This is a genomic window from Streptococcus loxodontisalivarius (assembly GCF_016908645.1).
GTDB classification, from domain to species: Bacteria; Bacillota; Bacilli; order Lactobacillales; family Streptococcaceae; genus Streptococcus; species Streptococcus loxodontisalivarius.
The window spans coordinates 1-14,678 of sequence record NZ_JAFBEH010000048.1; the positions used below are offsets into that span (position 1 = coordinate 1).

The window sequence follows — 14,678 nt, forward strand, 5'->3', positions numbered from 1 at the left end:
AGTAATAAAAATAAGACAATAACCACGTAACGGCTACTGTCTTGATATTATTTTTGGGCTTAAAGCATTGATATACTTGACAAATGGTAGAAAAATAAGAAGGCTAGGACTTTTGTCCCAGCCTCAAAATATAGGTAATTCCTATATGCTACTTGATTTCAGTTACCAATCTTATTTTTTCAAGTTCCAGATTTCTTCTGCATACTCAGTGATAGTGTCGTCTGAAGTGAACTTGTGTGATTTAGCAATATTCATTAGGCTGACACGCGCCCATGCTTTTTGGTCACGATAGAGTGCATCAATCTCTTCTTGCGCTTCAACATAAGCTGGGAAATCTTCAAGTAGGAAGTACTCATCATTATGTGTGATAAGAGCTTCATAGATTTCAGTCCCTTCGCTCTGCGCATTTGGAATTGTTCCGTTGACAAAGCTATCTACCACACGGCGAATGACTGGATTGTTTTCATAGACGCCACGAGCATAGTAATCATGTGCTTCATAGTGGCGATAAACAGCATCCTTGTCCATACCGAAGATGACGATATTGTCGTCACCGACTTCGTCTTTGATTTCAATATTGGCACCGTCGAGTGTAGCAAGTGTCACAGCACCTGTCATCATGAATTTCATATTTGACGTTCCTGATGCTTCTTTTGATGCCAATGAAATCTGTTCTGACACGTCAGCTGCTGGGATGATAAGCTCTGCCAATGAGACGTTATAATTCTCTAGGAAGACAACTTTGAGTTTACCCTGCAAGCTCTCATCAGTGTTAACTAGGTTAGCAATTTCATTGATGAGCTTAATAACTGACTTGGCAAAATGATATCCTGGCGCAGCTTTTGCCCCAAAGATAAAGACACGTGGAACCATATCTTTGTCAGGATTGTCCTTGAGGTCAAGGTAGAGCTTGAGGATGTGGAGGACATTGAGGAGCTGACGCTTGTAGGCGTGGAGGCGTTTCACCTGAACGTCAAAGATAGCATCTGTTGATACCTCAACACCTGTCGTTTCCTTGATGTAGGCAGCAAGGCGAGCCTTAGCATCTTTTTTGACTTGATTGAAGGTATCAAGTACAGCATCGTCATCAGCAAATGCAGTCAATTTTTCCAACTGGTGGATATCCTTACGCCAGTCAGAACCAATAGTCTTATCGATAGCTTCTGACAGTTCTGGCGCTGCAATCTGTGTCCAACGACGTTGCACGATACCATTGGTCTTGTTGTTGAATTTCTCTGGGTAAAGGACATAGAAATCATGCAAGGTATCTTCTTTAAGAAGTTCTGTGTGGAGTTTGGCAACACCATTGACAGAGTGACCACCAATAATAGCAAGGTTTGCCATGTGAATCTGATTGTCCTTAACGATACGAGTGCGCTCGATGAGTCCTGCGTCACGACCTTCCTGTGCTAGACCAGCTACAAAGCGGTTGTCGATTTCAAGGATAACTTGATAGACACGTGGGAGGACATTTTTAAATAGCTCTGCGTCCCATTTTTCAAGAGCTTCAGACAAGATGGTGTGGTTAGTGTAAGACATGGTCTTGACTGTCGCTTCCCAGGCAGCATCCCAGTTCAAACCATAATCGTCTAGGAGAATACGCATAAACTCAGCTGGCGCTACTGCTGGGTGAGTATCGTTGATATGAACAGATACCTTTTCATGAATTTGCTCCAAAGGGAGGCCTTGTTTAAGGTATGATTTGACGATGGTTTGCAGACCAGCACTGGTCATGAAGTACTCTTGAATAAGGCGCAGCTGTTTACCTTCGTAGTTGCTATCGTCTGGATAGAGGATAGCTGTGATGTCTTGAACACGACGACGGTCTTCGATGGTTGGGTAGTTCAATTCGTATTCTTCAGGAATTTCCACATCCCAGAGGCGCAAATTGTTGATGACACCATTTTCAAAACCGATTTGTGGCACATCGTAAGGCACGGCACGAAGGACTTGTGCATTTTGATAGACTGGTACAATACGACCTTCTTCATTCCCTTGGAGATAGACATCACCGAAGATTTTAACATCAACAATATCGTGGTCCTTACGCGTTTCCCAGACATTTCCGATTGATCCGAACCATGAATCTGGAAGCTCAACTTGGTAACCATCTACGATACGCTGTTTAAAGAGACCGTATTGATAGCGGAGCCCATTACCAAAACCAGGATAACCTGTTGTTGCTAGCGAATCCATGAAGGCAGCAGCCAGACGACCAAGACCACCGTTACCAAGTGCCATGTCATGCTCTGCTTCAACCACATCTTCAAAATCAACACCTAGGTCTGTGAAGCCTTCCTTGACTAGGTCTAAAATACCAAGATTGAGAAGATTTGTCTCAAGCATACGACCTGGTAGAAACTCAATTGAGAAATAGTAGGCTACTTTTTCTTGATTGTCTGAAAGACGATTATTGCGTTCAATCCAAGTATCTGTGTAGTATTTTCGGATAAGTTTTGCAAGAGTTGTAAAGAGTTCTGATGGTGTTGCACGAGGTACCTTAATCAGTTGTTCCTCATGGAGTGTGTCTTTAAAATCACGAATAAATTGTTCTTTAGTTAAATTGTCGAGTTGCATGGAACTCCTTTCCAAGTTGGTTTGATAAATAAAAGTTTTCCCCAATCGCAAGTTCAACTTGCTTTCATTGAAAACAAGTTGATTCTTAGATAGTTATATAAAAGTTTAGAGGGCTTGGTAAAGGTCCTCATAAGCAAGGCTAGCAGTATCCCAAGAGAAATCTCGAGTCATGGCATTTTCTTGCAAGACTTTCCAATCTTCAGGCTGATTGTAGTAGACATCCAGAGCTTTTTCCAAAGTCTTGGTCATCCAGTAGCCAGAGAAATTACTGAAGCTAAATCCAGTACCTGTTTTTTCAATCGGATTGTAAGCCTCAACGGTATCACGCAGTCCACCGACTTCTGAAACGACCGGTAGCGTACCATAACGCATAGCCATCATCTGTGACAAGCCACATGGCTCAAAGGCTGACGGCATGAGGAAGATGTCACAAGCCGCATAAATTTGTTGAGCAAGAGCTAGGTCAAAAGTGATGTTGGCAGAAAGTTTATCAGGATACTGACTTGCAAACCATGAAAAGGCGTTTTCATAGTCAGCGTAGCCTGTTCCCAAAAGAACGATTTGCAAATCATTTTGAAGAATATGATGGAGTTCATTGACCACCAAGTCAAATCCCTTTTGGTCAGTCAAGCGAGAAACAATCCCGATAAGAGGAACATCTTCACGAACCGGTAATCCCACTTTTTCTTGAAGAGCTGCCTTATCCTTTGCCTTACCTGATAAGTCTTGGACAGAGAAATGATGAGGAATCAAAGGATCTGTTTCAGGGTCAAGTAATTCTGTATCAATCCCATTAACAATACCTGAAACCTTGCCAGATTCCATACGCATAACTTGATCTAGTCCCTTACCAAATTCAGGGGTCATGATTTCATGTGCATATGATGGTGAGACTGTTGTCACTCGGTCAGCATAGAGAACAGCTGCCTTCATCCAATTGAGACAATCATTCCAACGTAGTGTCCCATCTTCATACCTTTCTGAACCAACTCCAAAGAGCTCTCCCAACATTGAGGGGTCAAACTGACCTTGGAATTCAATATTATGAATGGTGAAGACAGTCTTGATAGCTTGGTAGGCATTGATCCAGTGGTATTTTTCCTTGAGTAGGAAAGGAATCATGGCAGTATGGTAATCATGCACATGGAGGACATCTGGAATAAAGTCAACTTTTTCCATCAATTCCAGCGCAGCTAATTGAAAGAAGGCAAAGCGTTCGCCATCATCCCAATCACCATAAACTTTTCCTCGGAAGAAATATTGTTGGTTGTCGATGAAATAGAAAGTTACCTGATCACGCACAATCTTTTTAACACCAACATATTGATGACGCCAGCCAACATTGGTGTAGAAGTAGAGGACATCCTCAACCTGGTCACCAAATTTGGCATCAACAGCATCATAGTAGGGGAGTACAACGGCAACTTCATTGCCATTTTTGACTAGTGATTTTGGAAGAGCCCCTATAACATCTCCCAAACCACCTGTTTTAGCAAAAGGAGCTCCTTCTGCTGCTACAAACATGATTTTCATTGAATGATATCTCCAGTAATTTTTTGTCCTTTACCGATGACGAGTGGATTTTCAGGGCTACCTTTCAAGGTAACACCTTCTGGAATGCTGACTCCCTTGTCTACAACTGCGTAAGCAACTGTTGCCCCTTGTCCAACAGAGACTTTAGGGAAAAGTACAGAACTTTGAACTTCTGCACCTTCTTCAACATGGCATGAACGTGACACGATTGAATGCTCAACTTTTCCTTGAACAACAGAACCTGAAGCAAATTGAGAATTTTTCACAACAGATTCTCTTGCGAAATAGGTTGATTCTTCATTTTTCACCTTAGTATAAACTTTTTGGTTTCCATAGAAGAGGGCATAAAATTTTTGAGGGTCAAGCATATCCATGTTAGCTTGGTAGTAAGATTTAATTGAACAGATATTTGATAGATAGCCTGTATGTTCGAAGGCTAGCGCATTTTCATCTACAATCAACTCACGAAGAAGGAAACGGATTTTACGTGGATGCTCCTTCTTAGCTTCTTCTTCCATTTTTTCAATCAACCAAGGTGTATTAACCACATAGATGTCTGCCGACATTGGGACCGGTTCATCAGTAGTCTCAATATCTGATTTACCAACGACTTTATCTGTTTCATCAATTTTAAGCAGTTCATTGGCTGGTGAAAAATCACTCTTCATCATTTTTTTGTAAACAACAGTGATATTTCGTTTGTTGGCATTATGCAGATGGATAACCTGTTGTAGATTGATATTGCAGAGGATATCACAAGACATGTAGACTGTCTGGTCTGAGCCAGCACGTTTGAGGTAATTAAGAATTTGTTCGTAGTAGTCAGCATCTACGACTTCACTCTCATCGCTTGTGTTGTAAAAGCCTAGGAAATAATGGCTGAGCAGAGTATTGAGCCCCCATTCACGACCTGAACGAATATGGTCGAAGATAGAGCGGATATTTTGACCACGGAAGATACCGTAAATACTACGGATACCTGCATTGGCAAGACTTGATAATTGGAAGTCAATCAAGCGGTATTTCCCGTCAAATGGAAGACTTGCTAGCGGTCGATTATCTGTCAAACTCCCCATATCTGGATAACCAACTGTATTTCCCAAAATTGCAGAATATTTATCAATCTTCATTTGTCAACCCCACTACTTCATTGTATCCAACGACTTGAACGTCTTCACTACCGTCAATCTCAACACCTTCTCCGATAACGGCTCCCTCTCCGATGATGGCTCGATTAACCTTGGCTCCTGCCTTAATGGTTGCACCACTCATAATGAAACTGTCCTTGATTTCAGCTCCTTCTTCTACCTTAACGTTGGTTGAGAGAATGGAATGATCGACCTTACCTGCGACAAAACAGCCATCAACAACCAAAGCATCGCTCACTTCAGCATCATCTGTAATAAAGTTTGGTGGTGCGATAAGGTTTTTAGAATAGATTTTCCAAGAACGGTCGCGACTATCGAGCTCGTTATCAACAGCGATGTATTCCATATTAGCTTCCCAAAGTGACTCGATGGTACCAACATCCTTCCAGTAACCTGCAAAGTTGTAAGTATAGACAGGCTCACCCTGCTCCAAATAAGCTGGAATAACATTTTGACCAAAGTCAGACATGTCAATATTATTTTTCTCAGCATCTACCAGCATGTTGCGAAGCTTTTGCCAGTTGAAAATGTAAATCCCCATTGAAGCCTTAGTTGATTTTGGATTTTCTGGTTTTTCATCAAATTCAACGATACGGTCATTTGAGTCTGTATTCATAATCCCGAAGCGACTAGCTTCTTTGAGTGGCACATCGATAACAGCCACAGTCAGACTTGCAAGGTTGTCCTTGTGAGTTTGAAGCATGTCATCATAGTCCATCTTGTAGATATGATCTCCTGAAAGGATAAGCACATATTCAGGATTGATGCTATCGATATAGTCGATATTTTGATAAATAGCGTGGCTGGTACCTAGGAACCAACGGTTACCTTCTGTTGCTGAATAGGGTTGCAAGATGGTAGCTCCGCTATTGATACCATCCAAACCCCATGATGACCCATTTCCGATATGACTATTAAGTGCCAATGGTTGGTACTGGGTGATGACGCCGACATTATTGATGCCAGAGTTTGCGCAGTTTGATAAGGCAAAGTCAATAATGCGGTAGCGTCCGCCAAACTGAACAGCAGGTTTGGCAATGCTCTGTGTTAACTTTCCAAGACGTGTTCCTTGCCCTCCTGCAAGGATGAGTGCCAACATTTCATTTTTCATCTACAGTTTCCTCCCCAAATAGATAACTGATTTTATTGTTTGAGATTGTGCTTAATTCTTTGATAAACACTATCTCGCTTGGCCTGGTTGCTCACTCCTATTTCTTAGCTTTTTTAGCTTCCGAAACTTTCTTTTGAGCAACTTTCTTCTTACTTTGGAAACGACGTTTAACCTTCCAGATACTTGCTCCTAGAGCAGGTAGGGTGAAGGTCAAGGTTTGTTCATAATCCTTCCACTTCTCTTCCTCAGTTGCTGTTACTGTGTTATTTTCCTTCCATACACCTCCAAATTCTTCCCTCTCCGTATTGAGAATTTCCTCATAGACACCAGCGACAGGCACGCCTAGCTTAAAGTCTGGTCTTTCGACAGGTGTCATATTGAAAATGCAGAGTAGCATCTCTCCCTTATCACCCTTGCGGACGAAAGAAAGTACAGTCTGATCCTTGTTATCTGCATCGATAATCTCAAGACCATCAAAAGAATCATCAATCTGCCAGAGTGCCTTATGCTCCTTGTAAAAAGCATTAAGCTGACTGGTAAAATGACGCATCTTAGCATTCATATCATCTTCAAGATTTGACCATTCCAAGCCTTCATTGTACTTCCACTCCAAAAACTGTCCAAATTCAGAACCCATAAAGAGCAATTTCTTACCTGGGTGACAGATCTGATAAGTATAGAGATTACGAAGTCCAGCAAATTGATTGTAACGATCCCCCCACATCTTATGCATCATGCTCTTCTTACCATGAACGACTTCATCATGTGAAAATGGCAGGATAAAGTTTTCATTGAAGGCATACATAAAACTAAAGGTAACAAGCTGATAATCGTACTGACGATAGATGGGATCCATCTCATAAAAACGAAGAATATCATTCATCCAACCCATATTCCACTTGTAGTCAAAACCAAGTCCACCTTCTTCAATAGGCTTAGTAATAGGGGTTGCAGCGGTTGCTTCCTCAGCAATCATCATGACATCTGGATGATAGTCCTTAACCACACGATTTAATTTTTGTAGGAAATGATAACCTTCCAAGTTGCGGTTGCCACCATCCTTATTTGGCGTCCATGGGCCCTCATCGTAGTCCAAATAGAGCATATTTGAAACAGCATCTACACGAATTCCGTCGATATGATAGTGCTCAATCCAAAATAGTGCACTTGAAATCAAGAAGGACTGCACCTGATTTTTTCCGAGATCGAAATTGAGTGCTCCCCAGCGATAATTGTGGGCACGATCATGATCCTGATATTCAAAGGTTGGCGTCCCGTCAAAATAGGCTAGGGAGTCATCATTTTGAGTGTAATGTCCTGGCACCCAGTCCACAATAACACCGATATTTTCTTGATGACAGGCCTCAACAAAGTCCTTAAATTCCTCTGGACTGCCATAAGTATGTTCAAAGGCGAAGTAACCCATGAGTTGATAGCCCCAACTCATATCCAAAGGGTGCGCCATTAGAGGCATAAACTCCACGTGCGTGTAGTTCATCTCTACTAAATAAGGTATCAAATCCTCTTTTAACTCTTTGAAAGTATAGGGACTTCCGTCATTGTGATGCTTCCAAGAGGCAGCATGCACCTCGTAAATATTGACTGGGCGTTTCTTAAAACCGAAACGCTTACGTCGTCCCATCCAAAGGCTATCTTTCCACTTTTTCTCTTTCAAGGGCTTAACCACTGCCCCAGTTCCTGGTCTCTTCTCAAAATATGTTGCTAGTGGATCTATTTTTTCAACCACTTGACCACCATTACGAGTAACCAAGTATTTATAGAGTTGGCCTTCCTGCGCCAAGCTCGTTGTCGTCTCCCAAATACCAGCTTCATTTCGTGTCATAGCCACTGGTTTCTCTCTCCAAGCCGTAAAATCTCCAATCAATTGAACCTTTTCAGCATGAGGTGCCCAGACTCTAAAAGTATAACCTGCTTCTCCATTTGCAGGGTGTACTCCTAGATAATTCTGGAGATGGTAGTTCTCTCCGGTACCAAAAGTATAGACTTGGTCCGCTATCGTCATGTCATCACCTACTTTTTCCTAAAACGCTTTCTGAAATTTGAATTTTCAGAAAAGTATAACTAAATAAAAAAGTAACCTAAACAGTGTTTAGGTTACTCAGTTGTCAATGAACTCAAAAAGATCTTTTAATTTTATAATGTAAGCGCTTCATTTATTTTATTATAACATAGTTTTTTGACTTTGTCAGTAGATTTTCACAGTTTTTTCGATATTATTGAAAATTATCTTAGAAATCTTTTCATCCTTAAAAGCTAGCCCGACTTGACCAGATTCATAAGAATACTCCTCTAGTATGACAGTTTTTTCAATGCTTGTAAAGGATTTTTTTGAAAATTCAGGAAAATTCTTTTTCATACTAATCCACTTGGCTACCGCTTCAATCAAATCTCTTTCATTAGAAACTTGATTCCAGTCAATACTATTGACTCGGTCTGGTGCATTATAGCTATTCATGGCATAGTTCATGTCTTCCCAAGTCACCTGACCATTGTCACCACTAGCAGAAATTTTGCTGCGCATAAACTCTTGACCAATCTGCATAAAGGCCATTCCCTGCATGCTCAGGTTGAGAGCATTAGCCAGTAAGATACGTTGACGGCGCTGCTCCTGACTATCATCTGGATGAAGCACGGTCAAAAGATCGTTGAGATTGTAATTATCATGAGCTTCGATATAGTTTACAACCTGCCCTGGCGATAGATAAGGCGCAAAGACACGGCTTGCTTTAAGTGCCTGACCGATTTCCCACTCTAGAGGGGCTCCTGACACAAAACCTGCCTTAAGTGAGCCATAGACTTCAGCTCCTTTGACGGCATCACGGCCATTATCATTGAAAAATCCGATACGTGGCATCTGATTAGCGTTAGACTTCATAGCCTTGTCATGACTTGCAAGACCAGTTCCCATATCCCAACCTTCACCATAGATTAGGATTCTGGTATCAATATTATCAAGTGCTTGACGAATGGCGTTCATCGTTGTCACATCATGAAGTCCCATGAGGTCGAATCGGAAACCATCGATACCAAATTCCTCTGCCCAGTAAGTCACTGAATCAATCATGTACTTGCGGTACATCTCTTTTTCACTTGCCGTTTCATTACCACATCCTGAACCATCTTGGAAGGAACCATCAGGATTCATACGGTAATAGTAAGATGGCATGGTTAATTGGAAGGGAGAGGAATATGACGAATAACTGTGATTATAAACCACATCCATAATAACGCCAATACCTGCCTCGTGATAGCTAGCAATCATCTCTTTCAACTCATGAATTGGAGCTAAAGGATTAGACTTGTCTGAGACAAATTGACGATCTGGAACATTGTAGTGTTCTGGATCATATCCCCAGTTATAGGCAATCTCTCCCTGCCAATCATAGGTTTTGTGATGCTCGAAAATCGGCTGCAATTGAACATGGGTGTAACCCATTTTCTTAATATGGTCAAAAGCTGTGCTATGACCGTGCGCATTCTTACTGCCAGTTTGGCAGGCTCCTAGAAAAGTTCCTCTTAGATGCTCTGCGATTCCTGATATTTCAGACTTGGTTAAATCCCTAATATGCATCTCGCAGATGACTGCTGAACAGGGATTTTCCAAACGCCAAGTAGCTTGACTAGCATCAACTACCCTATCGGAATGTCTATCTGCTTCTGAAAGAATGAGGGATTTCTTCTGATCCAGGCTGAGAGCAATGGTATAGGGATCGCAACTATCCTGGTAATAGTCCTTTTCGTGGTAAACACGATAGAGGTAGGAATATCCAGACCAGTCACCATCAAGTGTCGCAAACCAAACACCGTGAGTATTCATCTGGTGGTTATCAAAATTGACATCTTGACCACGCGCCATATTATAGCTAGCAGAAACTTCTAAATTCTGATCAAAAAGCAGCAATTCAACGCGATGAGCCAAAGGAGACCAAAGTCGAAACTGAGTCTGCTCCTCCTGATGCTGGTAGCCCAACCAACCTTGAAATCCCCACTTATAATCAAAGTCCTGAGAACGAATAGCCATATCGAAGGCAGAATCGTGTGGCTTGCTTAAAAAGGGGCTCGTCAGAGCAACCTGCTTAGAATAGTAAACCTGCTGGTCACCTTCAACAAGCCAAATATGGTTGGGAGAATCTCCCAAAAAACGACGAATCTGAAAATCCGCCGTCTGTTGCTCCCAGTCATTGGTCTTGACCAGAAGATGAACTGAATCTAAAAAGCGATCTGCTGGGTAGCTAATCTGACCGATAGCTCCAAAATCATCTAAATCGGAAAAATAGGCATCCTCACCCCAATAGCCATCAATCCACTTCCACATGCTGTAGTTATCATAATTTGCCTGTCGACTATGAAAATGTACTGTCAGTTGGTTATCCATGTCACTTCCTTATTCGTGTTCACTTAATTCTTCAACTTCGTGAGAGAATTTTTGAGCAATTTCTTCCAATTCAAGTTCTTGAGTATCTACCAAGGCACTGTCTGAAATCTCATCCACATTGGCATAGAATTCAATGTGGTTTTTAAGATTTTCAAGTAGAATTGGAGCGTCGCCGCCATATTCACCATCCAGATTGATCATCATACGCTTGTCAGTTTGAGGTTCAATCTCAATCTTGCTGGTCTTGATATACTCGATGTTCTTGTCATTCATGTGCTTGCCGCCCTGAAGGACCATACGAATAAGACCAACAATATCAAAGAGATTGGCTGTTTTGACCAAAAGGAGGGTAAAGAGTCCATCGTCTAATTTAGCATCTGGGGCAATGGTTTCAAAGCCACCAACTGAATTAGTGATAGCTGCGAAAATCATAGAAACATCGCCTTCAAAAACACCATTATCATGCTTGATCTTAACTGGCACAGCCTGAACTCGTGGAAGTAATTCAACACCTTTGGCAAGATAAGCTAGATAACCAAAAATGGTCTTAAGCTGACTTGGTACGCTGTAGGTCAACTCTGTCATAGTCCCAGCGGCTGCGATATTGATAAAGTACTTGTCGCCATAAGCACGACCGATATCGGATTGAATGGTTTGGTTTTTCCCGATAATTCTAGCTGCCTCGATTGGATTACCACGAGGAATTTTCAGGGCACGGGCAAAATCATTGGTCGTCCCAGTTGGAATGATAGCCATCTTTGGACGCTTTTTAAGCGGAGCAATTCCACTAACGACTTCGTTGATAGTACCGTCGCCACCTGCAGCAATAATCAAGTCAAAACCTGCCTTGGCTGCACGCTCTGCCTCATTTCTAGCAGAGTGTTTTTCAATTGTCGTTTGAAAGGCTGATGCTTCAAATCCATAACTTTCCAAAATATCAAGAACATCTGCCACGTTTTTCTTCATGATTTCCTGACCAGAACTTGGGTTGTAAATCAAACGTGCTCGTTTTTGTGTCTTCATCATTTTCCTCCAACACTAGCTGCTCTTTTTACAAGTTTAAGAGCCACTCTTCATCAACAACTGGAATTCCCAACTCTTGTGCCTTGGTTAGCTTGCTTCCTGCGTCGCTACCAGCCACTACCAGATTGGTTTTTTTAGATACTGAGCCTGTTACCTTGGCTCCTAGGTTTTCGAGTTTTGCCTTGGCTTCGCTGCGTTTCATTTGTTCTAGCTTACCTGTCAGCACGACTGTCTGTCCTGATAGGGAAGCGTCAGCTGAGACCTTTTGTCCTAGGTAGGTCAGGTTAACACCATCTTGCGCCAACTCTCTGAGGAGCTCCTGCGCATTTTCCGTCGCAAAATAATCCTGCAAACTCTTAGCGATAACCAAACCAAGTCCATCGATGGCTGCCACTTCTTCCTGCTGGGCTGTCGCTAGGGCATTCAAATCGCCAAAGACCTCCATCAGCTGCTTGCTGGCTTTTGAGCCCACATGGCGAATACCTAGACCGAAAAGCAACTTCTCTGCTGAGTTTTCCTTTGCCGTCTGGATAGCTTGGTAGAGCTTGTCTGCCGACTTCTCCTTGAAGCCTTCCAAGGTCATCAAATCCTCGCTTGTCAACTGGAAGATGGCTGGAATATCTCGAACTAAGTCAGTCTTAAAGAGCTTATCCACAACTGATGGACCAAGCCCTGTGATATTCATGGCATCACGTGAGGCAAAGTGAATAAGACGCTCTTTGAGTTGAGCAGGACAAGAGGTATTGATACAACGCAAGGCAACTTCGTCCTCATAATGCAAAAGCTGACTACCACAAGATGGACACTCGGTTGGAACAGGCATGACTTCTTGATTGCTGCGCTTTGAAGTAACAACTGAAAGAACCGCTGGGATAATATCTCCTGCCTTGTAAACGATAACTGTATCACCAATACGGATGTCCTTCTCAGCAATGTAGTCCACATTATGAAGTGTGGCACGGCTCACGGTTGTACCTGCAAGCTGAACTGGACTAAGATTGGCTGTCGGTGTCACCACACCAGTACGTCCAACCTGCCAGTCAACAGATAAAAGCTCTGCTTCTTTCTCCTCAGCTGGGAATTTATAGGCGATTGCCCAACGAGGTGCCTTAACGGTGAAACCTAATTCTTCTTGCATAGCAAGGCTGTTGACCTTGATAACCACGCCATCAATATCATAGGCAAGATGATCACGATCCTGACCAACCTCTTGAATAAAGTTCCAAATCTCATCCATAGAGCTGCTGACCAGACGTCTCGGATTGACTGAAAAACCAAGCTCAGCCACTTCTTCTAGCACATCATTTTGAGTCAGACGTTCAGTTGGACTGGCCTCTTGATAGAGGAAGGTAGCCAATTTACGCTGGGCAACAACTGCTGTATCCAATTGACGCAAGGTCCCTGCTGCTGCATTACGTGGGTTGGCAAATTCTGCCTGTCCAGCTTCTTGACGTTCTTGATTGATACGTTCAAATTCCTGACGAGGGAGGTAGCATTCTCCACGAACAGTGATAGAGAGATTATCTTTCAAGGTCAAGGGAATATCCTGCACGCGCTTGAGGTTTTCTGTGATATTTTCACCAATAGAGCCATCTCCACGTGTTGCACCGACCTGCAAACGACCGTCAACATAAGTCAGAGAAACAGACAAACCATCAATTTTTAGCTCTGCCATGTAGTTTGCGCTAGGAAACTCTGCCTTGACACGTTGGTCAAAGGCATCCAATTCCTCACGTGAAAAAGCATCCTGCAAACTATAAAGGGGATACTCGTGTTCATATTTTTCAAAACCATCTAGGACAAGACCGCCAACACGGTGGCTAGGGCTGTCTTCTTGAATCCATTCAGGGTGGGCTGTCTCAAGATCAATCAATTCACGATAGAGCTTGTCATAATCACTATCTGATACGCTGGGATTGTCTTCTGTGTAATATTCTTTTGCATACTGGTTAAGCAGTTTGACCAGTTCTTTCATACGATTTTCCATAGCTCTATTTTATCACAGAATCCTTATAAGAAAGCAAAAAACCTCCCAAAAGAAGAAAGGTTTTTTCACATTATTTTGTTAAATCGATTGAGCGAGCAATTTGTTTGATCAATGCTGCGCCAACAAGGAGAGAAGCAAGCTCTCCAACTGCTGTTGTGAACCAAGTTAGAAGGAATGGCACACCACTAATGATTGTCAATTCCAATGCAACGGTAAACATTGACGCTGCAAAGAAAAATGAAAAATAGAAGTGAGACTTGTCCCAAAGTCCGCCAAAAATTTCTTGACCTTTGAAACGACTGAGTAAAAGAACACCCAGACTAACAAAAACAAGGGTCGAGCCACCACCAACAATAACATCAATCATACCAAAACTGAAGAAGTTAGCAATCATACAACCAAGAGTCACAGCGATGATGTACTTAGGATTGTAAAAGGCAAGAAAATTAAGCATTTCAGAAATACGGAACTGGTAAGCACCGTAAGAAATAGCATTGAGTGGTGGGGTCACAGTAAGGACCACGTAAATAGCGGCAACAAGGGCAATCTGCACCAAGTCACGAACAGAATAAGATTTCATAAAAAACTCCTCTTTAGCAAATGCTTGAAATATGCTCAGTACAAAGGGGCTAAGTTACTGAGGGCTGATTAAAGCCTTTGACATCAGTCGGAACACTCTAATCACAGCATTGTCCATTCTATCATAAATAGAATCATTTGAAAAGCTAAAGTAAATTGATTTTCTGGGTTAAGATATTCTTTTATCCCAAAATAAGTCTAGGTGCAGTAAACCTTAGATAGTTATGACGTTAGTGTAAAATAATACTCGGTAAATCGTTTACAGGTTTTCAAAACGAAAAAAGTCCTATATCCTAGGAAATGCAAAAAAAGTAACCTAGAAGG

At 42.1% G+C, this 14,678-nt stretch carries 9 protein-coding genes; all 9 read right to left on the reverse strand.

Going from position 1 to position 14,678, the window contains the following annotated elements; all coding sequences use genetic code 11:
• Positions 1-171 precede the first annotated feature (171 nt).
• The 9 genes from JOC28_RS08945 to JOC28_RS08985 all read right to left on the reverse strand — a co-directional run bounded on the left by JOC28_RS08945 (position 172) and on the right by JOC28_RS08985 (position 14,355).
• Positions 172-2,577 (reverse strand): glycogen/starch/alpha-glucan phosphorylase, encoded by a 2,406-nt coding sequence (locus tag JOC28_RS08945; protein ID WP_205010350.1) that lies wholly within the window; start codon positions 2,575-2,577, stop codon positions 172-174.
• 105 nt (positions 2,578-2,682) lie between these two features.
• A complete protein-coding gene (gene glgA / locus JOC28_RS08950; RefSeq protein WP_205010351.1) occupies positions 2,683-4,110 on the reverse strand; it encodes a glycogen synthase GlgA in 1,428 nt (475 codons plus the stop codon).
• Positions 4,107-5,240, reverse strand: a complete 1,134-nt coding sequence (glgD, locus tag JOC28_RS08955) for a glucose-1-phosphate adenylyltransferase subunit GlgD (RefSeq protein WP_205010352.1) — start codon at positions 5,238-5,240, stop codon at positions 4,107-4,109. Before glgD ends, glgA begins: the two co-directional genes overlap by 4 nt.
• Complete coding sequence (locus tag JOC28_RS08960) at positions 5,230-6,369, reverse strand: glucose-1-phosphate adenylyltransferase (RefSeq protein WP_205010353.1); 1,140 nt, start codon at positions 6,367-6,369, stop codon at positions 5,230-5,232. The genes glgD and JOC28_RS08960 overlap by 11 nt, the downstream gene beginning before the upstream one ends.
• 97 nt (positions 6,370-6,466) lie before the next feature.
• Positions 6,467-8,392, reverse strand: a complete 1,926-nt coding sequence (glgB, locus tag JOC28_RS08965) for a 1,4-alpha-glucan branching protein GlgB (protein ID WP_205010354.1) — start codon at positions 8,390-8,392, stop codon at positions 6,467-6,469.
• A 183-nt stretch (positions 8,393-8,575) separates the two neighbouring features.
• Complete coding sequence (gene pulA, locus JOC28_RS08970; protein ID WP_239548944.1) at positions 8,576-10,705, reverse strand: type I pullulanase; 2,130 nt, start codon at positions 10,703-10,705, stop codon at positions 8,576-8,578.
• Positions 10,706-10,774: 69 nt separating this feature from the next.
• Entirely contained in the window at positions 10,775-11,788 is a 1,014-nt protein-coding gene (locus JOC28_RS08975; RefSeq protein ID WP_205010358.1) for a diacylglycerol kinase family lipid kinase, read from the reverse strand.
• 28 nt (positions 11,789-11,816) lie between these two features.
• Positions 11,817-13,775 carry an NAD-dependent DNA ligase LigA gene (ligA, locus tag JOC28_RS08980; protein WP_205010356.1) on the reverse strand — a complete coding sequence of 653 codons (1,959 nt, stop codon included), beginning with the start codon at positions 13,773-13,775 and terminating at the stop codon, positions 11,817-11,819.
• Between the two features lie 70 nt (positions 13,776-13,845).
• Positions 13,846-14,355, reverse strand: coding sequence for a QueT transporter family protein (locus JOC28_RS08985; protein WP_205010357.1), 510 nt, complete (start codon positions 14,353-14,355; stop codon positions 13,846-13,848).
• Positions 14,356-14,678: the final 323 nt, after the last annotated feature.